The 20974-nt window shown below is 63.1% G+C and carries 20 protein-coding genes and 1 pseudogene; 13 read left to right on the forward strand and 8 right to left on the reverse strand.

The window, feature by feature from the left end:
• Positions 1–8: 8 nt before the first annotated feature.
• Positions 9–1256 (reverse strand): DUF1479 domain-containing protein, encoded by a 1248-nt coding sequence (locus OKW41_RS02915; protein ID WP_429571524.1) that lies wholly within the window; start codon positions 1254–1256, stop codon positions 9–11.
• A 95-nt stretch (positions 1257–1351) separates the two neighbouring features.
• Here OKW41_RS02915 and OKW41_RS02920 point away from each other — a divergent pair, with 95 nt between their 5' ends.
• Positions 1352–2287, forward strand: coding sequence for a helix-turn-helix domain-containing protein (locus tag OKW41_RS02920; RefSeq protein WP_429571525.1), 936 nt, complete (start codon positions 1352–1354; stop codon positions 2285–2287).
• Here OKW41_RS02920 and OKW41_RS02925 read toward each other — a convergent pair.
• Positions 2282–2728: an IclR family transcriptional regulator domain-containing protein gene (locus OKW41_RS02925; protein WP_429573335.1), complete on the reverse strand. Its 447-nt coding sequence runs from the start codon at positions 2726–2728 to the stop codon at positions 2282–2284. The two genes, OKW41_RS02920 and OKW41_RS02925, sit on opposite strands and share 6 nt — an antisense overlap.
• A 249-nt stretch (positions 2729–2977) precedes the next feature.
• On the opposite strand from OKW41_RS02925, the gene OKW41_RS02930 reads away from it, so the two are divergent.
• On the forward strand, positions 2978–3235 hold the full coding sequence (locus OKW41_RS02930) for an SRPBCC family protein (protein WP_429573336.1): 258 nt from the start codon (positions 2978–2980) through the stop codon (positions 3233–3235).
• Between the two features lie 252 nt (positions 3236–3487).
• Here the strand turns inward: OKW41_RS02930 and OKW41_RS02935 are convergent, their stop codons facing one another.
• A complete protein-coding gene (locus OKW41_RS02935) occupies positions 3488–4414 on the reverse strand; it encodes a LysR substrate-binding domain-containing protein (protein ID WP_429571526.1) in 927 nt (308 codons plus the stop codon).
• 103 nt (positions 4415–4517) lie between these two features.
• Here OKW41_RS02935 and OKW41_RS02940 point away from each other — a divergent pair, with 103 nt between their 5' ends.
• From OKW41_RS02940 to OKW41_RS02955, 4 genes and pseudogenes are all read left to right on the forward strand, one after another.
• Complete coding sequence (locus OKW41_RS02940) at positions 4518–5720, forward strand: MFS transporter (protein WP_429571527.1); 1203 nt, start codon at positions 4518–4520, stop codon at positions 5718–5720.
• A gap of 89 nt (positions 5721–5809) precedes the next feature.
• A pseudogene (locus tag OKW41_RS02945) lies at positions 5810–5947 on the forward strand (glutathione S-transferase); the annotation flags it as partial.
• A gap of 129 nt (positions 5948–6076) precedes the next feature.
• Positions 6077–7570: a DHA2 family efflux MFS transporter permease subunit gene (locus OKW41_RS02950; protein WP_429571528.1), complete on the forward strand. Its 1494-nt coding sequence runs from the start codon at positions 6077–6079 to the stop codon at positions 7568–7570.
• A gap of 45 nt (positions 7571–7615) precedes the next feature.
• Positions 7616–8449: an AraC family transcriptional regulator gene (locus OKW41_RS02955; protein WP_429571529.1), complete on the forward strand. Its 834-nt coding sequence runs from the start codon at positions 7616–7618 to the stop codon at positions 8447–8449.
• Positions 8450–8510: 61 nt separating this feature from the next.
• Here the strand turns inward: OKW41_RS02955 and OKW41_RS02960 are convergent, their stop codons facing one another.
• The gene (locus OKW41_RS02960; protein WP_429571530.1) at positions 8511–9875 is read right to left on the reverse strand and encodes an MFS transporter; all 1365 of its coding nucleotides are present in this window, start codon (positions 9873–9875) and stop codon (positions 8511–8513) included.
• 290 nt (positions 9876–10165) lie between these two features.
• Positions 10166–11038, reverse strand: a complete 873-nt coding sequence (locus OKW41_RS02965; RefSeq protein WP_429571531.1) for an AraC family transcriptional regulator — start codon at positions 11036–11038, stop codon at positions 10166–10168.
• 152 nt (positions 11039–11190) lie between these two features.
• On the opposite strand from OKW41_RS02965, the gene OKW41_RS02970 reads away from it, so the two are divergent.
• The 4 genes from OKW41_RS02970 to OKW41_RS02985 all read left to right on the forward strand — a co-directional run bounded on the left by OKW41_RS02970 (position 11191) and on the right by OKW41_RS02985 (position 13996).
• Positions 11191–11574 (forward strand): hypothetical protein, encoded by a 384-nt coding sequence (locus OKW41_RS02970; protein ID WP_429444556.1) that lies wholly within the window; start codon positions 11191–11193, stop codon positions 11572–11574.
• Between the two features lie 263 nt (positions 11575–11837).
• Complete coding sequence (locus OKW41_RS02975) at positions 11838–12875, forward strand: PQQ-binding-like beta-propeller repeat protein (RefSeq protein WP_429573337.1); 1038 nt, start codon at positions 11838–11840, stop codon at positions 12873–12875.
• Entirely contained in the window at positions 12856–13359 is a 504-nt protein-coding gene (locus OKW41_RS02980) for a PQQ-binding-like beta-propeller repeat protein (protein WP_429571532.1), read from the forward strand. The genes OKW41_RS02975 and OKW41_RS02980 overlap by 20 nt, the downstream gene beginning before the upstream one ends.
• A 139-nt stretch (positions 13360–13498) precedes the next feature.
• Positions 13499–13996: an N-acetyltransferase family protein gene (locus tag OKW41_RS02985; protein ID WP_429571533.1), complete on the forward strand. Its 498-nt coding sequence runs from the start codon at positions 13499–13501 to the stop codon at positions 13994–13996.
• A gap of 6 nt (positions 13997–14002) precedes the next feature.
• Here the strand turns inward: OKW41_RS02985 and OKW41_RS02990 are convergent, their stop codons facing one another.
• The 3 genes from OKW41_RS02990 to OKW41_RS03000 all read right to left on the reverse strand — a co-directional run bounded on the left by OKW41_RS02990 (position 14003) and on the right by OKW41_RS03000 (position 16888).
• Positions 14003–14584, reverse strand: coding sequence for a flavin reductase family protein (locus OKW41_RS02990; RefSeq protein WP_429571534.1), 582 nt, complete (start codon positions 14582–14584; stop codon positions 14003–14005).
• A 183-nt stretch (positions 14585–14767) separates the two neighbouring features.
• Positions 14768–15100, reverse strand: a complete 333-nt coding sequence (locus OKW41_RS02995; protein ID WP_187611589.1) for a hypothetical protein — start codon at positions 15098–15100, stop codon at positions 14768–14770.
• Positions 15101–15295: 195 nt separating this feature from the next.
• The gene (locus OKW41_RS03000) at positions 15296–16888 is read right to left on the reverse strand and encodes a PLP-dependent aminotransferase family protein (RefSeq protein ID WP_429571535.1); all 1593 of its coding nucleotides are present in this window, start codon (positions 16886–16888) and stop codon (positions 15296–15298) included.
• A 126-nt stretch (positions 16889–17014) separates the two neighbouring features.
• On the opposite strand from OKW41_RS03000, the gene OKW41_RS03005 reads away from it, so the two are divergent.
• The 3 genes from OKW41_RS03005 to OKW41_RS03015 all read left to right on the forward strand — a co-directional run bounded on the left by OKW41_RS03005 (position 17015) and on the right by OKW41_RS03015 (position 20960).
• The gene (locus tag OKW41_RS03005) at positions 17015–17749 is read left to right on the forward strand and encodes a GNAT family N-acetyltransferase (protein ID WP_429571536.1); all 735 of its coding nucleotides are present in this window, start codon (positions 17015–17017) and stop codon (positions 17747–17749) included.
• 434 nt (positions 17750–18183) lie between these two features.
• The gene (locus OKW41_RS03010; RefSeq protein ID WP_429571537.1) at positions 18184–19755 is read left to right on the forward strand and encodes an efflux transporter outer membrane subunit; all 1572 of its coding nucleotides are present in this window, start codon (positions 18184–18186) and stop codon (positions 19753–19755) included.
• A gap of 53 nt (positions 19756–19808) precedes the next feature.
• Positions 19809–20960, forward strand: coding sequence for an efflux RND transporter periplasmic adaptor subunit (locus OKW41_RS03015; RefSeq protein WP_429571538.1), 1152 nt, complete (start codon positions 19809–19811; stop codon positions 20958–20960).
• Positions 20961–20974: the final 14 nt, after the last annotated feature.

Here is a 20974-nt window from a genome sequence, read left to right on the forward strand (position 1 = left end):
ACGGCGTTTCACAGCGTGAAGCCCATCTGGTCCTTGCCGAGCTCAGTCAGGTCTGCCTCCGCCGCGCGTCCGACAAAGTCGACTTCGAAATTGTCCGCAGGAAAGTCCGGCGGGCTATCTCCGTTGAGAAAGGTCGGCAACTGGCGTTTAAGGTAGGCGTCGTTCTTTGCACACGCTGGCGCAGCCGATATGTACATGACGTTGCTGTAGCCCTTGCCACGATGAGCATCTTCGACCGCGTGAATCACGTCGCTATGCCAGAAGACGGTGTCCCCTGCCTGCATCAGTGGAATGGAGGACAACGCTTCTTGAAGCGGACCATGCCATTCCGGCTTGATCGAAAGTGCGCGCCCGGGCAAGGCGCCGCACAGATCGTCGTCCGGCACGTCATCCTGAAGGGCGCGCAATAATATGTACACCATCGCGTTCGCGATCGGCACGAGTTGAAGCGTGCCGTCTCCCGGACCTTGCGGAGTGAGCGCTGTCCAGCCCTGGAAAGTACGGAACATCGAACAGACAGTCGGTGACGGAATCTCTCTCGCCTCGGGGCGATACGCGGCATCGAACGCGTCGTAGCGGCGCCAGTCGCCACTAAACACGTGTCGATAAACACGCCGGAAATTGTCGTCAAGCCAACGTTCGACTGACCCACCGTCGCAATGAGCAGACAGCCCGAGCGACTCGGAGCCGGGGGGGCGACGCCGCAGCCGGTCCGCGTACACCGGAACGCGGTCCGGATCGCAATGAACGCGTCCTTCGCTGTCGTGTTTCCAGAGGCGGTTCAGAAAGACGCGCGTCTGAGTGAGTTCGGGCGCCTGGCGCGCTTCGACCTGAGGCTTCGACCAGTAAATGCCATAGATCTGGGGCTTGCTCGAAGCGAGGTTGCCAAAGTACTTGTCTTCTGCACGATGCGCGAGTTTTTCGTCGAGGTCATTGGACTCGACATACTCAGCGACCTGCGCGTCCCAGCCTTCAGCGCGCTCGCGGCTGAACACCCCCCGGACGACGCAGGCCCCTCGATCCTTGATCGATGCGATCTGCGCGGCGCTCACCCGGTCAGCCGCGATATCCGCATACTGGATTTCAGGAATGACGGACTCACCGCGGGCACGCTGCGCCACGATAGTAGCGACCTTGCGCTGAATTTCAGCTTCGACCTCCTGGAATACTTCCTTATAGTTCGGAAGGCCGGCGCGCAACAGCTTTTTAACCGCCCGAATAGCGGTCGGCAAATCGTCGATGTGAAGGGATTCCATGGTGGCGTCTCCTGGTGTTCTTTGATGACTGAAGCTTAGCCTGGGCCAGGATGGACGGGTGATACAATAAGGTCAACTTCTTTGCGATTCCAGCCATGAAGGCTCTATACGAACATGTCGAGATGAGCGCCGGATGCTCCGTGCGGGTTTATCACCGGAAGCTTCCGCGTATTCCGTTCGAATGGCACCATCACCCGGAATTTGAACTCACCTTGACGATGAATAGCCGTGGCAAGCGCTACATCGGTGACTCGATCGCCGGGTACGAGGGCGATGACCTGGTGCTCGTCCCGCCGGACTTGCCTCATACCTGGTCGTCGAACCGTTCGATCGACGACAGCGCCCCGCAGGTCGCTATCGTCATCTGGTTCGAAGGCGACTGGGCGCGACGACTGGCAGATTGCTGCCCCGAGTACGAAGCACTTCATCGGCTTCTGCGACGCGCTGCCTGCGGCCTTGCGTTCAGAGCGGAAGCCGGGGCAACGGTGCGTAGCCGACTCGAGGGTCTTTTGTCAGCCTCTCCAAGAGAGAGACTCAGCGTTGCGCTGGACATCCTGTGCACATTGGCCGATGAGGAAGCACGGCCACTCGCGTCCCCCAACGCATTCGATCAGAGCAACGTGGGGCGGCCCTCCGGACACGAGCCGGAGCGGATAAATCGGGCGTTAGCAGTTATCGAGGCACGGTTTGCCGAACGGCTGACACTGGCGGAATTAGCCGCCGCCGCGACCCTTTCAGAGCGCACACTCAATCGATACTTTGTTCAACATATCGGCGAAAGTGTCGGGAAGTATGTGAGCCGTGTGCGAATCGGTCACGCATGTCGAATGCTCGCGGACACCTCATGGCCCGTGTCGGTCATCGCGGCGCATTCAGGATTTCCCAACGTTGCCAATTTCAACCGTCAATTTCGCGCGCTGAAAAAGACGACTCCCGCGGCCTATCGGAAAGAGTTTGCTGGTCAGCCCCGACATCAACTGAATGCCCCGTTGACACTGGAGGCTAGGTCGCCATCCTTGGACCGCTCATGAATGGCGTTCAGCGTGGTGACTAAGCGGACCGCCTGACTCGCGATATCGTGTGCGACGAAGCTGCGGCCCCGGCTCCCCTACTTTCGATGACCGCGCGCGCTGAGAGGTTCGCGCCGCTGCCTCCCGGATCGATTCTACGAGCCGGTCCAGATTCGCAAATTCGAGTCGCTGCGTCGGTACGATCACTGCAAGCGATCCGACCGCTTCACCGGAATCGTCCGTGAACAGCGGCGACGCCAGTGCAGAAACGCCGTTTTCCAGTTCGTCCCTCGACAGATAAAAGCCCGCGCGTCGGATTTTGAGCAGCGACGCCCGGAACTCGTCGAGTGTCGGCCCCAAGCCGCTTTGCGCGATCTCTTCGGCATACTGATCGAACAGAACCGCCAGCTTGGCCTTCGGAAACGTGGACAGGATCGTTTTTGGAGCGGCACCGAGAAACAGGGGCCGCGGACGGCCCCGGCCGTATCGGAGGTCAAGCGCCGCCTCGTGCGTCTCGCGATGCGTGTCAACGAGCTCGCTTCCCTATGGATAACAGTCTAGCGATGCTCGACATCTCTGTGCAGGGTCGCGACTGATCGCGACGCGGTCCGACTTTATTGCCGGTTCAGAACATTTCATATTTTCTGCAGGACTTTATGTGCGTGCCGTTTCACACTTCAGTCGCCGGATTCAGGACCTTCCGTCGTCATCATCGAGCGTCTGCTTGACTTTAACGAAGCCGGCCGACGGTATAGCTATGCGCTCGTCGAAGGCCCGGATTCCGTGTCCGGCTACCTCGGCACGGTATCTGTTCACGACGATGGCGATGCACGCTCGGTTGCAACGTGGTCCAGCCACTTTCTGCCTGATGACGCAAGCAAGACACGTGAGTTCGTTTCGCACTATGAGCAAATTTACCGCGCGGGACTCGGCGGTCTGAAAACGCTTGTCGAAACCGGCAGCAACTGACCAGTACGCTTGTTTCGCGCGAAGCACGCCACCGCGTTGCGCCAGCCTGTGCAGGCCGACGACAGTCTCGTGGACTCGCGTGCTGGCAAACTGAACAGTGTTGCGCGCCGACTGGAGCCCGGTGCTGCTCGCGCCATACTTTACTATTTGAACCGCCTCGCGCATCGTCCGCGATGACGCCGTTGCGCTCGTATACCGGAACGTGTTTCCCACCCCCGCTCGGTCCGGCGATGATCGTGCCTCAGGCGTCCATCACTGATCCGCCCACGCAGCCGCCGGCCGCGCCGGCGCTGCGCTGCCGAGCGTCTCGATCAGATAATCGACGAACGACGCGATCCGCGATGAGATCGCCGTATTCCGGTAATAAACGGCATGAATCGGCTGCCGCACGTCCTGCGTGTGGCGCGTCAGGATCTGCAGGAGCCTTCCGGCTTCGCGGTCCTGCGTGGTCATAAAGTCCGACAGGCAGACGATCCCGTTGCCCTCGAGCGCGAGTTGCCTCAGCGTCTCGCCGCTCGACGACCAGACCGTGGGCGCGATGCGGTACGGTTCGCCATCGGCGCCCAGCAACGGCCAGACATTCAGCGACTCCGGCTGGTTGAAGCCGAGCAGTGCGTGCTTACCGAGATCCTCGACCTTGCGCGGCTGGCCGTTCACCTCGAGATAGTTCGGACTCGCGAGAATGCGTAGCCTGCTGTTGCCCACGAGCCGGCTATGCAGCGTCGAATCCTTCAGCCGGCCGATCCGGATCGCGACGTCGGTGCGCCGCTCGAGCAGATCGATCACACCCTCGTTGCTGTTGAGTTCCAGCTCCACCTGAGGATAACGCTCGCGGTAGCCCTGCACGAGCGGCACGATCACATGCAGCATGAACGGCGACGCCGCGTCGACCCGCAACCGCCCCGACGGTTTCTCGCGCCGCGCCACCATCTGTTCCTCGGCACTTTCCACCGACTCGATGATCGCCCGTGCGTCCTGCAGGAACGCCCGCCCCTCCTCGGTCAATTCGAGCCGGCGCGTGGTCCGGCGCAACAGCGTCGTCTTCAGCTTCTCCTCGAGCCGGCCGAGTGTACGGCTTGCGGCCGACACAGTCAGGTCGAGCTGCTGCGCGGCGGCGGTGATCGACCCGGTATCGACTACGGCCGCGAAGGTTTGCAATTCGTCCAGTGTGATTTTCATTGTTGATTTCAAATCAAAACAATTTCATTTATAACCTGGTTTTTCCGCAAAAGTAAAGAGAGCACACTGCGCCGGTCTCCACTCATGTTCCGGATCGACCCCCATGCCGCTCGCTCTTCTCGCGCTCACCATCAGCGCCTTCGCCATCGGCACGACCGAGTTCGTGATCGTTGGCCTGATCCCGACAATCGCGTCTGACCTCGGCGTCAGCCTGCCGGCAGCCGGGCTTCTCGTGAGCCTGTACGCGCTCAGTGTCGCGATCGGTGCGCCCCTCCTCACCGCGCTGACCGGCCGCCTGCCGCGCAAGACGCTGCTCGCCGGTCTGATGGCGCTGTTTACGGTCGGCAATCTCGTTGCATGGCGCGCGCCGAGTTACGAGTCGCTGATCGTCGCACGGATTCTCACGGGCCTCGCGCACGGCGTGTTCTTTTCGGTGGGCTCGATCATCGCGACCACGCTCGTACCGAAGGAGAAGGCCGCGAGCGCGATCGCGACGATGTTCAGCGGCATGACGGTCGCGTTCGTCGCCGGCATTCCACTCGGCACCGTTATCGGTCAGCATTTCGGCTGGCGAGCGACGTTTCTCGTCGTCGCGGGTTTCGGGCTGGTCGCGTTTCTCGGGGCTGTCGCCTTCGTGCCCCGGCATCTCGCGCATGCGCGTTCCGCGCCGCTCTTCCAGCAATTCCGCGTGCTCGCGCAACCCCGGCTGCTGCTCGTCTATGCAATGACCGCTGTCGGCTACGGCGGCTCGCTGATCGCGTTCACGTTCATGGCGCCGCTACTCGAGCAAATCTCGGGCATTACGCCGTCGCAAGTCAGCTTGGTGCTCGTCGCCTATGGCGTGTCGGTCGCGGCCGGCAATGTCTGGGGCGGCAAGCTCGCCGATCGTGTCGGCCCGGTCAAGGCGCTCAAGCGGATTTTCCTGCTGCTCGCCGCCGTGCTGTTCGCCCTCACCTTCACGGTGCACAACGCGTGGCTCGCCGTGTTGACGATGCTCTGCTGGGGCGCGGTCGCATTTGGCAACGTGCCGGGCCTGCAGGTGTACGTCGTCAAGCAGGCGCGCCACTTCGCTCCCGAGGCCACCGATGTCGCGTCCGGCTTCAACATCGCTGCGTTCAATCTCGGCGTCGCGGGCGGCTCGTCGCTCGGCGGGCTGATCGTCGCGCACATCGGCCTCGGCCACACGCCATGGATCGCCGCCGCAGTCACGCTCGGCGCATTCGCGCTTACCGCCCTGAGCGGATCCCTCGACCAGCGCGAAGGCCTGCCCGATCGCACCGCCGAACCCGTGGAACTTGCCCACTGAAACCTTCTCTGCCGGAGATCAGCATCACGAACGCACCCGCCGACCGTCCGCTGTTTGCAGGCAAGACCTTCGAAGTCCGCTATGCCGGGCTCACAGCCATCAACGCCCGCGGCGTCGCCGCGCAATTGCCCGCGATAAGCGCGTCCTTGCAGCGCATTCACGCGCGGCCCGCGTATCAGCGCGCGCTCGAACGCGGCGGCAAATACGAAATCCTCGGCGGCGATTGAAGCGGAACCGCGCGCCGCTTCGCGCAACGCCGCCGCCCAGGATTTCGTAGTTTGACGCTAAATGTGCGGGTGCTAGACTCGAAAACCCATCGTCGGTGATCGACCGAATCCGCGTAAAGGGGCGTCCGCATGACCCATTCCCTCCACGGCAAGCAACGCTGGCTCGCGCTAATCGTGCTCTGCCTCGGCGTACTGATGATCGTACTCGACACGACCATCGTGAACGTCGCGCTGCCGTCCATCGCAGCCGATCTCGGCTTTAGCGAAACTTCGCTCGTGTGGGTCGTCAACGCCTACATGCTGACATTCGGCGGCTGCCTGCTGCTCGGCGGACGGCTTGGCGATCTGTACGGACACCGCAAGCTGTTTCTCAGCGGCATTACGCTCTTCACGCTCGCTTCGCTCGCCTGCGGCCTCGCGAATTCGCAGGTGCTGCTGGTCGCCGCGCGCGCCGTGCAGGGCCTGGGCGGTGCGATCGTCTCGGCGGTATCGTTGTCGCTGATCATGAATCTGTTCACCGAAGCCGGCGAACGCGCGAAGGCGATGGGCGTGTATGGCTTCGTCTGCGCGGGCGGCGGCAGCATCGGCGTGCTGCTCGGCGGACTGCTCACCAACCTGCTGAGCTGGCACTGGATCTTCCTGGTCAATCTGCCGATCGGCATTGCGGTGTACGCGCTGTGCCTCGCGCTACTGCCCGCCGCGCGCGGCCACGCGCACGGCGAACGGCTCGACGTGGCCGGGGCGCTCAGCGTGACTGCATCGCTGATGCTGGCGGTCTATGCGATCGTCAACGGCAACGAAGCGGGCTGGACTTCGGCGCAAACGCTCGGCCTGCTGTTCGTCGGGCTCGCGCTGCTTGCCGTGTTCCTCGCAATCGAGGCGAGAATCGAACACCCGTTGATGCCGCTCGCTCTGCTGCGTTTGCGCAATGTCGCGACCGCGAACCTGGTCGGCGTGTTGTGGGCGGCGGCGATGTTCGCGTGGTTCTTTATTTCGGCGCTGTATCTGCAGCGCGTGCTCGGCTATCGGCCATTGCAGGTGGGGCTCGCGTTTCTGCCCGCGAACCTGATCATGGGACTTTTTTCGCTGGGATTGTCGGCGCGCGTGGTGATGCGCTTCGGGCTGCGTCGTCCGCTCGCGGCTGGCCTGCTGATCGCTGCTTGCGGGCTTGCGCTGTTCGCGCGTGCGCCCGTCGACGGCAGCTTCGTACCCGACGTGTTGCCCGGCATGTTGCTGCTCGGCTTTGGTGCGGGCATCGCGTTCAATCCGCTGCTGCTCGCCGCAATGAGCGACGTCGATCCCGCCGATTCGGGCCTCGCGTCGGGCATCGTCAATACATCGTTCATGATGGGCGGGGCGCTCGGGCTTGCCGTGCTCGCGAGTCTTGCCGCGGCGCGTAGCGAGGCGATACAGGCGTCGTCGAGTGCCGCGGCTGCGCTGAACAGCGGGTATCACGTCGCGTTTCTGTTTGGGGCGGTTTTTGCGGCGGCGGCCGGCGTGCTGGGTGGGCTGTTGCTGAGGCCGGGGCAGGCGGGTAGCGCCGCGGGCGTGCATGGTGACGCGGCGGAATCGTCTCGGCCCTCCGCCGCGACTGCAAAACCGCAAGCGCGATCAAATGCGTGAGTTCGCCGCTGACTATGCTGGCTTCATGCTGACATGAGAGCCGAGATGAACCCGGTTGGAAAAGCGCTCTGGTATATCGAAAGCCACTTCGCCGGCGAGTTGACGCTCGACGACATCGCCCGCTGTGGCTGCGTATCGCGCTTTCACCTCGCGCGCGCGTTCGAAGCGGCCACCGGGATGCCGGTGATGCGCTACGTTCGCGCACGGCGTTTGAGCGAGGCCGCACGACGTCTGGCCGATGGTGCGCCCGACATCCTCGCGGTCGCTCTCGACGCCGGCTACGGCTCTCACGAAGCATTCACGCGCGCGTTTCGCGATCAGTTCGGGCTCACGCCCGACGCGCTGCGCGCGCGGGGTCATCTCGACAACCTGACCATCGTGGAGCCGATCAAAATGGACGAAACCCTTCTCACCCATCTGGACCCGCCGCGCTTCGAAGACGCGCGACCGCTTCTCGTCGCTGGACTAAGCGAGCGCTATACGTGCGACAGCAGCAAGGCGATCCCATCCCAATGGCAGCGCTTTGGCGCCTGGTACGGCAGGGTGCCGGGACAGGTCGGCAAGGTGGCTTATGGCGTTGGCTATAACGCCGATGAACTGGGTAACTTCGACTACATGTGCGGCGTCGAAGTCAGCGATTTTTCCGCGTTGCCGCCAGAGTTGAGTCGTGTGCGCATCGCCGCGCAACGGTATGCGGTGTTCACTCATCGCGAGCACATCTCAGGCATTCGTCGCACGATGAATACGATCTGGAATCAGTGGTTGCCCGCGTCAGGGCACGTGCCTGCCGATGCGCCGCATTTCGAACGGTATGGCGAGCAGTTCGACCCGGTGACGGGGATGGGTGGAGTCGAAGTCTGGTTGCCGCTGAAAAGTTGATGGTCGATTCGGCGGATGGCCGTTGCAGATGGCCGTTGTGGCCGGCCATCCGCCTGATCGTTCACGGAGTGGCAGGTCTGCTGTCATGCAATGCATGCACGTCGTCGTATTCCCGCGAAATGTCCTTATTCGTGTAATCGCCCAATCTCATGGCGGCGGCCACGCTAATCACCGCGCATGCGAAGACATACCACGCCACCGCAAATCCCGAATGGAAGTAAGCATAAAGCGCCGTCGCAATCAACGGTGCCGGACCGCCAGCGATGACGGAAGCCAACTGATAGCCCATCGACGCACCGCTGTAGCGCAAGCGCCCCGTGAACGATTCGGCGATCAACGCGGCTTGGGGACCATACATCATCGCATGCGGCACCAGCGAAAGTACGATGGCCGCGAAGATCCATATCGGGTTATGGGTTCCAACCATGAAAAAGTACAGGAAGCCGAATAGCCCGACAGCAGCGGCACCGATCACATACATGCGTCGACGTCCGATCAGATCAGACACGTGACCAAACAGCGGAATCGTGAAGAATTCCAGCACCGAAGCGGCCAGCACTGCCGTGAGCAACAGATCGCGTGTGACGCCCAGACTCATCACACCATAGGTGAATATAAAGGCCGTGAATATATAGAACGGCGCCTGTTCCGCCATACGCGCAAGAGCCGACAGAAGAATGTCTTTCGGCTGCCGGCGCAATACTTCACGCATCGGCGCCTTTTCGATCCTGCGCTCAGCGAGCAGCTTCGCGAAGATAGGCGTCTCGAGGATACTCAAGCGGATATAGAGGCCGATCGCGACCAGCACGATACTGAGGAAAAACGGCACCCGCCAGCCCCAGGTGAGAAATGCGCTACCGGAGATCTGACTGATGGCAAGCACCACCAGATTCGCGACGAACAATCCCGCCGGTACGCCGAACTGCGGCCAGGACGCGATGAAACCGCGATGCTTGTTGGTACGTGCCCACTCCATCGACATCAACACCGAACCGCCCCACTCGCCTCCAACGCCCACACCTTGAATGAAGCGCAGCGCCGTGAGCAGGATTGCCCCCCAGATACCGATCGTCGCATAGGTTGGAACAAAGCCCACGGCAAACGTCGCGAGTCCCATCAGCAACAGCGTCACGATTAACGTGGCTTTACGTCCGATGCGATCGCCATAGTGGCCGAAAATCGCCGCGCCCACCGGCCGCGCGATAAAGCCGACAGCGTAAATCAGAAAAGCTTGCAGTGTGCCGACGAGCGGGTCCGATTCAGGAAAGAACAGTTTCGCGAATACAAGACCCGTGACAATGCTGTACAGGAAGAAGTCATACCATTCGATTGTGGTACCAATCGTGCTGGCGATGACAGCACGGCGCAACTGGCGCCGAGCCTCCTCATCCGAGAGGGGCACCGCCCCTGATTGCGTGGCAGCCATTTGATATCTCCCCAAAATGGACGGGTGACATCTTTTTTTGACATTTGACGTATTGCGTGGTTCCAGTGAGGACACGAGGTCCGTGCAGCAAAAACAGAGACATTTCGAAATTGCATTTTTTGCCGAATTAGCAATCCGGCAACCCTCGCTCAATGCAATTGATACCGATGCCGAAATCGAATTGGAAGTCGAACGAACCGCGGCTTCGGACATGAGCTTTCGCGAAGAATGGGGAGCGACTTGCTTCGCACTACAGGCATCTCACATGCTCGTCACACCCCATTCCCCAATCACACCAACGGAATGTAGATATCCGTCTGCCACTGATCCAGCGGCGTCTCAGGATAGACGCTCAGGTAGTGGAAAAACAGCGGATGGTCCTGCAACTCTTCGCCACTCGAAGGCAGCCAGTCGCGATAGACCGGGTAGATCGTCTCGCCGATGTGGTCGGTCGATCCTGCGTGCCGAACCACCGCGCACCGTCCACCGGGCATCACGAGCTCGCGCACGCCATAGAGATTCGGCGCGACCGGCTCGTCGATCTCTCCGCAGATATCGAAACGGAATTCATCCGCTGGCACGGTGTCTGGATTGCCGTGCGGGACGCCGAAGGTCCGGCTCGACGCCACCGGTGATTGTCCGCTTTGAATACGCCAATCGATGAACTTGCGCGCACTCTCGTTGACGAGTCCGGGCGAACCACAATGTTCGAGCGCGGCAACGCGGGTTTCCGCAAAATCGACGATTTTCACTTGCATGGTCAGTTTCCTCGAAACATAGGGAACAACAAAACTCGCACTCCAGAATTGCCATGTTGGATGTCGTCGAAACGCCCTCGGCGCCATGCCGAACGCACGCTTGAACGCACGGCTGAAGGCTTCGGGACTGTCGAAGCCGGCGTCGAGCGCGGCATCGAGAACCGGGCACGACGCCTGCGACGCGAGGCGGCGGCCCGCGCGACGCAAGCGCATCAACTGCACGTAGCGTGCGACGGGCACGCCGACATACGCGACAAACTGTCGATGAAAATGGAACATCGAGAAGTTTGCGATGCGGCTTAGCGCGTCGACCGACAGATCGCCCTCGAGGTTTGCATCGATATAGGCGAGAACGGCTTCGAAGCGCTTCGTGTAGGCAGCGGCGGCGTCTGTGTGAGCTAACATGGTCTGGATCGTGCGAGTTTCGATATGGTCGCCGAGGTTGGACACATCTTACCTAGCCGGACTTGCTCGATCTTCAATTGGCTCGCTGCCGCGCCTGGAGAATTTACGTAAACTTATCTTCGTTCACCCGCGCTTCCTGAGATTGTCCGCCGATGCCCTCTTCGATCAGCAATTCGCTCCTATGGATCTTCGACGCGTTCGAACGCGATCCGACGTATATGCGTCGGCGGATGTTTGGTAGCGACGCTGCGTATATCGATGGGCTGTTGTGCCTGGTTGCCGCCGATCGCGATAAGCCGTGGAATGGGCTGCTCGTCTGTACGTCGCGGGAACGCCATGCTGCTCTGATTACCGATGTGCCTGCGTTGCGGCCTCACCCGGTGCTTGGGAAATGGCTTTACGTGCCGCAGGAGGATCCTGCGTTTGAAGACACTGTCGAGCAGTTGACGGCACTCGTGCTGGAGCGGGACCCGCGAGTGGGTGTCGAGCCAAAGCCGAAAAAGCGGCGCGGTAAGTCGGTGTTGCCGGAGGGTTGAAGCGCGGCAGTGCCGTTTCGGTCTCTCTTCCGGTCCGAACGCGCGCTCATTGGTGACTACGCGAATTGCGGTCGGGCTTAAAGACCGGAAATGAGATTCTCTCCTCGTCGAATCGCGCCTTATTAATTCGATTCACAACCATAGCGCGAACTCGTTTCATGCAAATAGCATGAATCCCTCGAAATAACTTCGCAATGTAGAAAGCAGCGATGAAGCACTGTGCCTGATATGACGTGCTCTGTGCGATTTCGCACATTCCGCCCATGCGCCCTGATCGGACGTTCACTATATTTTCGATTGCCACACCCCACCTCTATAAATTGTTTACCTGGTCTTCTAACTATCTGTATTCCTCTCCTCGGGAATTATTTGGAAAAGCTGCGTTTGCGTTTTTGCGAAGCAGCGTGACGGCGACCCCTGCCCTCGATGACCGCTTTGCCTATTTCCCGGATTCCGCGGGCTATCTGTACAAGGTCGACAGGAAGACCGGCAAGCTGATCTGGAAGAACCTTGTATCGTCCTATACGAACATCCCCAACGACTACGCGCGCGCAACGCCCGCCATCTCCGGAAACGTACTGATACTCGGCAATCAAAGCGGCAAACTGTCGAGTCCGCAACCGGCCCAGGTCTTTGCCGTCGACAAGAACACTGGCCTGCGGCTTTGGCACACGCAAGTCGATTCAACCACTTATTCAATGGTCACGCAGTCTGCCGTCATCGCGAACGGTACGGCTTTTGTAGGAACCACATCGAACGAAGAATTGATGGCCGCCTATGTCCCTCCGCCTGCCTGGCAGTGGAGTTTCCGCGGCAGCGTCGTCGCACTCGATGTCGCGACCGGCGCAATCAAATGGCAGACGTACAACGATACCGAAGGGTTATTTCGGCGGCTCCGTCTGGGGAAGCACGGGCGCCGTCGACGTCGATCGCAATACGGTGTTCATGGGTTCCGGCAACAACTGGGCAGTGCCTCAGGCCGTACTCGACTGCATGAACAGTGGCGGCACGCCGACCTCGTGCATCGATCCGAACGATCACTTCGACTCGATCCTTGCGCTGGACATGACCACGGGCGCAGTCAAATGGTCCGCGCGCGGTCTGGCGTACGACACGTGGAATGTCGGCTGCGGCCTCAACGTCCCGGGCGTCTTCACCCTTCCGCCGAACGCCAACTGTCCCAATCCGAAAGGTCCGGACTGGGACTTCGCGCAAGGACCGATGCTCTTCGGTGGCAACGGCAATGCTGGCAGACTGGTCGGCGCGGGGCAGAAGAGCGGGATGTTCTGGGCCTTCGATGAAGACACAGGCGCTCTGCGCTGGTCCACGCAGGTCGCCCCTGGGGGACTCACAGGCGGTCTTCAGTGGGGATCGGCCAACGATGGCCAGTTCATTTATGTTGCGGTATCGAATAGCGGAATGACCGGAGCGGGAACGACGCCAGGCGTATGGCAATTGGCGAACGGCGGTGGCACCACCACGTCTGGCGGTTGGGCGTCGCTCAACGCGAATTCCGGCGCAGTGAAGTGGACCACGCCGGACCCGCTCGGAAGCCGCGCGGAGGCAGCCGTCAGTGTCGCCAATGGCGTGGTCTTCGGATGCAATCTCGACTATACGAATGGCACGATGTACGCGCTCGATTCTTCCAACGGAAAAGTCCTGTGGTCATTCAATAGCGGGGGTGCATGCAATGCCGGGCCGGCCATTGCGGACGGCGTGGTGTTCTGGGGCTCTGGCTCGACGAGTGGACCGGGGCCGCTGAAATTGTTCGCCTTCGGTCTGTAGGAAACACCCGAGGTCCCGGTCTGTTCGCGGCGGGGCCTTTGGCTCTTTGCTACGATGTGAGTCTGTTCCGAAGCCGGCGCATTTGGCGCGTAGCGCCCGCCGGCCGGCAGTCATCACCGAACTCACCGAGCACTAGACCTTGACGATCCACATCCGCCCCGCCACCGCTTCCGACGCCCCCCTGATCCTGCGCTTCATCACCGAACTCGCGATCTACGAAAAAGCCGAGCACGAAGTCGTCGCCGGCGTCGAAGACATCGAGAAGAGCCTGTTTTCCGAGGGCGCGCCCGCGAAAGCGCTGATCTGCGACATGAACGGCGAGCCAGTCGGGTTTTGCGTGTACTTCCTTTCGTATTCGACGTGGCTCGGCAAGCAGGGGCTTTATCTGGAAGACCTGTACGTATCGCCCGCATCGCGTGGCAGCGGCGCGGGCAAACAGATGCTGCGCCATCTCGCGCAGATCGCCTGCGAAACGGGCTGCGGTCGATTCGAATGGAGCGTGCTCGACTGGAACGAGCCGGCCATCGGCTTCTACAAGTCGATCGGCGCGAATCCGCAAAGCGAATGGGTACGTTATCGTCTCGCCGGCGACGCGCTCAAAGCATTCGCCGAAGGCGAAACCGAACGGAGCACCTAAGCCCGGTCACTGCGCGGACGTCGCGACGGGCGCCACCTCGAATGCATCGCCCGTCGCGAAGAAGGTACCGCCGGCCACGTAATGGCATGTGCGCAGGTCGGGATCGTCGCCGAAATGCCAGCGGTTGCGCGAATACACGCGGCTATCCGCATACGCGGCGACCACCTCGCCGATGATCAGATCGTGCCGTTGGCTGTCGTCCGGAATCACCTTGCATTCCATCCAGGTGATGCAGCCGGCCAGCATCGGCGCGCCGATTTTTTGCGCGCGGAAGGTCTCGAGATCGAACGCGGAGAACTTGTCGAGTTCGACGCCCGCGTGCGTGCCGACCGCGAGCGTTTGCGCGGCGAAACCGCGGCTCGGCAACTGCAGCCCGAACACGCCGCTCGCTTCGATCAGGCGACGCGTCAGCGTGCGGCTATCCACGACCACCACCACCTTCGGCGGATTGAAGTCGAGCGGCATCGCCCATGACGCGGCCATCACGTTCGAACGACCATCGTGTGCGCTCGTGATCAGCGTGACGGGTCCGTGATTGAGCAGTTGAGTCGCGCGCGACAATTCCACGGTTTCTCGGGTGGCGTTCATAGCATCGTGATGGCGTCGAAAGGATGCGCTGATTGTAGCGGGGCGGAAGAAATGCGATGCGGCGCAGGCCCGAGCGATACGAGAGCGATTCGAACCACGCGCGGATTGCTGCCGAATCGAGCTACCGGGCGGCGGCCCACAAGCCGCCGCCCGACCGGACTTCAAACGAATTTCAAGGGACCCTCAATGTGGCGCCTTGCCGTTCGGCACCGCATTGAGCGGCTTGTGCTGCTCGTCGCCGAGTCCCGGGAAGAACGCGTTCCAGGCGGCGCGCACGCCTTGCGCCGCGGTGGCTTCGGCGCCGACCGACTCGGCCGCGCCGTCCGCGGCTTTCGAGGGATCGGCGGACAGGCCGCGCCAGTGCGTGAATACGAGCAACGGCTTTTCGGTCCACACGCCGTCGCCAAATTTTGCAAACGCCGTGTCCCCGCTCGCCAACTGCACTTCGTACCAGCCTTCGCGTACGGGCGTATGGATGGTAAGGTCAAACCACGGGGTCGGTTCGATTTCCTTCATGTCGTCTCCGGTCGGATAGATCGTCATCGATAACCACACTGAACGCATTGTTCGTGCCCATCGCTGGCGCCACACCCGCCGCGCGACGGGACGGGCAACCGCAGCACATGCGGGCAAACCAGCACATCGGAACTGCGAAGTCGCCGCGCATACGACACGATAGCGCGACATGGGCCAGGCGGACAAACGTAAAACTTACATGCCCGGAGTGGCGGGCGTACGGCGTGGCGGGGTGGGTTTTTTGCGGGGCCGGACGACGGTTTTTCCGCCCCGTTTTGCCGAGCGCCTCGCAGCCGGTCGCGCCTCGCCCTCCATCTGCCGCACCACCTCCGCCAGCGCTTTCACCGCGGGCCCCAAGCGCTCCGCCTCCGTATTGCCATACCCGATCACGAGCCCGTTCGTCTGCTCCGACGCCCCGATCGAAAACCCCGACAGCGCGCGCGGATTCAACCCCAACGCCTGCGCCCGCGCCGTGAGCGCGCGATCGTCGAGCGACGCCGGCAGCCGCAGCGTCAGATGCATGCCGCAATCGCCGCCAAGAATCGTCGCCGCCGGAAAATGCTCGGCAAGCGCGTCGCGCAGCGCCTGCTGCCGCTCGCGGTACAGCCGCCGCATCCGCCCGAGATGCCGCCCGAATTCGCCGCTTTCGATGAAATGCGCGAGCGCCAGCTGCTCCAGCCGATGCCCGCCGCGCAGCATCTCTTGCAGCGCAACAGCGGCGTGCGCGGCGATCGCGCGCGGCAGCACGACGAAGCCGATGCGCAGCGCCGGAAACATCGTCTTGCTGAACGAGCCGACGTACAGCACGGGCGCCTCGTCGACGAGGCCCTGCATGCTCGCGATCGGCTCGCCGGTGTGACGCACCTCGCCGTCGTAATCGTCCTCGATCAGCCACGCGCCGCAGCGCCGCGCCTCGGCAATCAGCGCGAGCCGCCGCGCCACCGACAGCACCGCGCCGGTCGGATACTGATGCGCGGGAGACGTGTAGATGAGTTTCGGCGGATGCGTGTGCCACGCGTCGGCCGGCACCGCCATGCCTTCGGCGTCGACGGGAATCGGCAGCGTGCGCAAGTCGCCCGCGTTGAAAGCGGCCTTCGCGCCGCGATAGCCGGGGTCCTCGATCCATGCGATATCGCCGGGATTGGTCAGCAGTCGCACGCACAGGTTCAGCGCCTCCTGCGCGCCTTCGGTGATCACGACCTGCGAACCATTGCAGCGCACGCCGCGCGCCATCCGCAGATGCGCGGCGATCGCGTCGCGCAGCGCGGGCTCGCCGGCCGGCGTGCCGTAGCCGAGCGCGCGCGGTAATGCGCGCTCCATCGCACGTTCGAGCGCGCGCCGCCACGCGGCAAGCGGGAAACGGTCCAGCGCGGGCGTGCCGGGGGTCAGCGCGTACCCGTTGTCGGCGTGATTGTGCGACGCCGCGAACTGCTCGACGCGCGCCGCGTATACGACCTCCGGCGCGCCCGACGCCGCCGCCCGCACGCCTCGCGCGGCGGGGCTCGACAGCGGGCTCACGCGCGTGCCCTGACGATCGGCGATCACGTAGCCGACCGCGGCGAGATGCTCGTAAGCGATCACGACCGTGTTGCGCGACACGCCCATTTCGGCGGCGAGCAGCCGCGACGACGGCAGCAGCGACCCGGCCGGCAGACGACCGGCGAGAATCGCCTGCTGCAGACGTTCGATCAGCTGCTTTTGCAGCGGCGCGGGCCGCTTGGCCCCGCTGGCCCCGCTCGCGGCGAACGCGTCGTCCGCATGGACGAGCGGTCCGATGATTTCGATCATGGTGGCTGGACCTATCGAATAAGCATGTCGTGGATCTTTTGAACATACCACGTTTGCCGTATCGTTCCTGCATCGACACGCATCGGCATCCTCCGGCATCGCCCATTCATCGACAGGAGAACAGACATGGAACCCACACGTAACGCCTACGGCCAGCCAATCGGCGCGCCCCTGCCCGGCTGGCACGGCGCGCAGCCGCCGGGCCACGAGCCGCTGGGCGGCCGCTATTGCCGGCTCGAAGCGGTCGACGTCGAGCGCCACGCGGCCGACCTCTTCGACGCGTACGGCTCGGCCACCGACGGCCGCGACTGGACCTATCTGGCGGTCGGCCCGTTCGACAGCCTCGCGGCCTATCGTGAGCGTCTGACGCAGATGGCGGCATCGAAAGATCCGCTGCACTACGCGGTCATCGACCTGGCGACGGGCAAGCCGGTCGGCACGCTCTCGCTGATGCGGATCGATCCGGCCAACGGCGTGATCGAAGTCGGCCACGTCACGTATTCGCCGCGGCTCAAGCGCACGCGCATCGCGACCGATGCGATGTACCTGCTGCTAGGCGAAGTGTTCGACAAGCTCGGTTATCGGCGCTTCGAATGGAAATGCGATTCGCTAAACGAGCCGTCGCGCAAGGCCGCGTTGCGCTATGGATTTACGTTCGAGGGGATCTTCCGGCAGGCGATCGTCTATCGCGAGCGCAATCGCGACACGGCGTGGTTTTCGATCATCGACAGCGAGTGGCCGGCATTGCGCTCGTGCTATGAGCGGTGGCTCGACGCGGGCAATTTCGATGCGCAAGGGCAGCAGATCGAGCGGCTCGCCGATCTGATCGCGCAGCGCCGAGCGGCGGACGAGGCCCCGTAAAACCAGACGATCGATAACCAGGCAACAACTCGACCAGTTCGCCAAGCGCGATATATTCGCCAAACACAAAGCTCGACCCATACGCGACACCCGCCCGCGCCAGCGCGGCGCCGACGGAGGCAAATGAGCGAGCACGGGTGGGTCCCGGAAACTGGATCACCATGGGTATCCCCAACCGAGCCAACCGCGTGCCCGAATCCGTGAAATTTTCATGAATGCCGCGCCGGGCGTGGCAGACAGCGGTAGCACCGCCTGCCATCATCACCCTCCTACGTGATCTCGTATCCACCTTCGTCGGCCAGCGAACGCGAGGTCAAGCGCGGTTCGCGCCGTGCATGGTAAATTCCAGCGTCGGCAAGACAACTCCAAGAACGTTCGGGTGCCCTGAACATCTTCGTCCGGTCCACCCGCCATTGGCGATACAAGGTAGATCGATGATCGACGTGAGTCAGCGGATTGTCTGGCGGCGCCTCTACGTTGCGCTGTGCAGCTGCGTCGCGCTGGCCGGCTGCATGGTCGGCCCCGACTACCACGCGCCGCCCGCGCCGGCCACCGACACCTTCACCACCACGCCGCTGCCCGACCAGACCGCCTCCGCGCCCGGCCCCGCAGGCCTGCCGCAGCGTTTCGCGCCGGCCCAGGACATTCCCGCCGCGTGGTGGACGCTGTTTCATTGCGAGCCGCTCGACGCGCTGATCCGCGAGGCGATCGCCAACAGTCCGAACATGGCCGCCGCGCATGCGGCGTTGCGACAGGCTCGCGAGAATTACACCGCGCAAGCCGGCGGCACCTTGCTGCCGAGCGTCGACGCGCAACTGAGCGCCACGCGCGAAAAGATCAACGGCATCGCGTTCGGCCAGCCCGGCCTCGTCGAGGAATTCAATCTCTACAACGCGTCGGTCAACGTCTCGTACAAGCTGGACGTGTTCGGCGGCGCGCGGCGCGAACTCGAAGCGCTGCATGCGCAGATCGACTATCAGCGCTTCCAGCTGCAGGCCGCCTATCTCACGATATCGGCCAACATCGTGACCGCGGCGGTCAAGGAAGCGTCGGTGCGCGCGCAGATCGACGCGACCGAGCGGATCGCTACCGAGGAAGAGCAGCAGCTGAACGTGCTCGACCAACAATTCTCACTCGGCGGCGTGAGCCGCACGGCCGTGCTCGGGCAGGAAACGCTGCTCGCGCAGACCCGCGCGACGCTGCCGCCGCTGCAACAGCAGCTCGATCAGGCGCGCCATCAGCTTGCAGTACTCGCCGGCAAGCTGCCGAGCGATACCTTGGTGCCCGACTTCACGCTCGACATGTTCTCGCTGCCCGACACGCTGCCCGTGAGCCTGCCGTCGTCGCTGGTGCACCAGCGCCCCGACATCCTTGCCGCCGACGCCACGCTGCATCAGGCGAGCGCGCAGGTCGGCGTCGCGACCGCGGCGATGTATCCGCAGATCACGCTGTCCGCGAGCTACGGCGCCGAAGCGTTGACGCCCGCGCAGGTGCTCAGGGCCGGCAGCACGATCTGGAGCATCGGCGCGGGCTTGCTGCAACCGGTCTTTCACGGCGGCCAGCTGAGCGCGCAGAAGCGCGCGGCCGAGGCCGCCTACGAGCAGGCCGGCGCGCAATACCGCGAGACGGTGCTGCTCGCGTTCCAGAACGTTGCGGACACGCTGCGCGCGCTCGAACACGACGCAACCGGCCTCAAGGCGCAGACCGACGCGTCGCGCGCCGCGAGCGATTCGCTCGAACTGACGCGCGGACAGTATCGGGTCGGCGGCGTCAGCTACCTCGCGCTGCTCGACGCGCAACGCCAGTATCAGCAAACGGTCGTGAGTCTCGCGCAGGCGCAGGCCGCGCGTTACGCCGACACGGCGGCGCTGTTCCAGGCGCTCGGCGGCGGCTGGTGGAATGCCGCCGCGCCCGAGTCCGCGGCCGCGCCGGCCGCCGCGTCGGCGAGCGGGTCGAACACGTCGTCGCCATCAGCAACGACGGCAACCGCCGCAACGCCACATTGACCGTGCCCTGACGCAACCCCAGCCCTCGCCCCAAGCCGAGCAAGGACATCACGATGGCCGAAAGAAAACCGATGACAAAGCGGATGGTGATCATGTTGATCAGCGTCGGCCTGCTGCTCGCCGCGCTGGTCGGTTTCAACCTGTTCCGCGCGCACATGTTCGCGAAGTTCATGGCGGCGAACTCCGCGCCGCCCGCCACGGTCTCGGCGGTGGTGATCCACTATCAGTCGTGGCAGCCGCAGCTCGCGGCGGTCGGCAGCCTGCGCGCGGTGCGCGGCGTAGACGTGACGACCGAAGTCGCCGGCCTCGTGCGCGAGGTCGCGTTCGTGTCGGGGCAGGAAGCGAAAGCCGGACAGATCCTCGTGCGACTCAACGCCGACAGCGACGTCGCGCTGCTGCAATCGTTGCAGGCCGCGGCCCAACTCGCGCAGACGGTCTACGAGCGCGACCGCGCGCAGTACGACATCAAGGCGATCGCGAAGGCGCAGCTCGACGCCGATGCGGCCGACCTCAAGGGCAAGAAGGCGCAGGTCGCGCAACAGCAGGCGCTCGTCGACAAGAAGACGATTCGTGCGCCGTTCGCGGGGCGCCTCGGCATCACGACGATCAATCCGGGGCAATATCTGAATCCCGGCGACGCGATCGTCACGCTGCAAGCCATCGATCCGATCTACGCCGACTTCTCGGTACCGCAACAACAGCTCGGCCAGCTCGCGATCGGCGCGACCGTCAACGTCGATACGAACGCGTACAGCGGGAAAACCTTCACCGGCAAGATCCAGTCGATGAGCCCGAAAATCGATAGCGCGACGCGCAACGTACAGATCGAAGCGAGCGTCGACAATCGCGAGCGCAAACTGCTGCCCGGCATGTACGCGAACGTGAAGATCGACTCGGGCGCCGAACAGCGCTACCTGACCCTGCCGCAAACGGCGATCACCTACAACCCGTACGGCGCGACCGTGTTCATCGTGAAGCCCGGCACGCAGCCCAACGCGCAGGGCAAGACGCTGCCCGTCGCGCAGCAGGTGTTCGTGACGCCGGGGCCGACGCGCGGCGACCAGGTGGCGATTCTGAAGGGCATCGACGACGGCACGCAGGTCGTGACGAGCGGCCAGATCAAGCTCAAGAACGGCACGCCGCTGATCATCGACAACCGCGTGCAGCCGTCGGACAGTCCGAATCCGACGCCGCAGGAACAATAAGCGAGGCCACCCGA

This window comes from Paraburkholderia sp. UCT70, assembly GCF_050434085.1.
Taxonomy (GTDB): domain Bacteria; phylum Pseudomonadota; class Gammaproteobacteria; order Burkholderiales; family Burkholderiaceae; genus Paraburkholderia; species Paraburkholderia tuberum.

What these genes read in the sequence shown, in the direction of transcription:
- OKW41_RS03010 (WP_429571537.1), top strand. Translation starts at nt 18,184, where the DNA reads ATGATCGACGTGAGTCAGCGGATTGTCTGGCGGCGCCTCTACGTTGCG.
- OKW41_RS02960 (WP_429571530.1), bottom strand. Translation starts at nt 9,875, where the DNA reads ATGGCTGCCACGCAATCAGGGGCGGTGCCCCTCTCGGATGAGGAGGCT.
- OKW41_RS02920 (WP_429571525.1), top strand. Translation starts at nt 1,352, where the DNA reads ATGAAGGCTCTATACGAACATGTCGAGATGAGCGCCGGATGCTCCGTG.
- OKW41_RS02975 (WP_429573337.1), top strand. Translation starts at nt 11,838, where the DNA reads ATGCGCCCTGATCGGACGTTCACTATATTTTCGATTGCCACACCCCAC.
- OKW41_RS02980 (WP_429571532.1), top strand. Translation starts at nt 12,856, where the DNA reads ATGTTCTGGGCCTTCGATGAAGACACAGGCGCTCTGCGCTGGTCCACG.
- OKW41_RS02970 (WP_429444556.1), top strand. Translation starts at nt 11,191, where the DNA reads ATGCCCTCTTCGATCAGCAATTCGCTCCTATGGATCTTCGACGCGTTC.
- OKW41_RS02940 (WP_429571527.1), top strand. Translation starts at nt 4,518, where the DNA reads ATGCCGCTCGCTCTTCTCGCGCTCACCATCAGCGCCTTCGCCATCGGC.
- OKW41_RS03000 (WP_429571535.1), bottom strand. Translation starts at nt 16,888, where the DNA reads ATGATCGAAATCATCGGACCGCTCGTCCATGCGGACGACGCGTTCGCC.
- OKW41_RS02950 (WP_429571528.1), top strand. Translation starts at nt 6,077, where the DNA reads ATGACCCATTCCCTCCACGGCAAGCAACGCTGGCTCGCGCTAATCGTG.
- OKW41_RS02915 (WP_429571524.1), bottom strand. Translation starts at nt 1,256, where the DNA reads ATGGAATCCCTTCACATCGACGATTTGCCGACCGCTATTCGGGCGGTT.
- OKW41_RS02955 (WP_429571529.1), top strand. Translation starts at nt 7,616, where the DNA reads ATGAACCCGGTTGGAAAAGCGCTCTGGTATATCGAAAGCCACTTCGCC.
- OKW41_RS03005 (WP_429571536.1), top strand. Translation starts at nt 17,015, where the DNA reads ATGGAACCCACACGTAACGCCTACGGCCAGCCAATCGGCGCGCCCCTG.
- OKW41_RS02935 (WP_429571526.1), bottom strand. Translation starts at nt 4,414, where the DNA reads ATGAAAATCACACTGGACGAATTGCAAACCTTCGCGGCCGTAGTCGAT.
- OKW41_RS02965 (WP_429571531.1), bottom strand. Translation starts at nt 11,038, where the DNA reads ATGTTAGCTCACACAGACGCCGCCGCTGCCTACACGAAGCGCTTCGAA.
- OKW41_RS03015 (WP_429571538.1), top strand. Translation starts at nt 19,809, where the DNA reads ATGGCCGAAAGAAAACCGATGACAAAGCGGATGGTGATCATGTTGATC.
- OKW41_RS02995 (WP_187611589.1), bottom strand. Translation starts at nt 15,100, where the DNA reads ATGAAGGAAATCGAACCGACCCCGTGGTTTGACCTTACCATCCATACG.
- OKW41_RS02990 (WP_429571534.1), bottom strand. Translation starts at nt 14,584, where the DNA reads ATGAACGCCACCCGAGAAACCGTGGAATTGTCGCGCGCGACTCAACTG.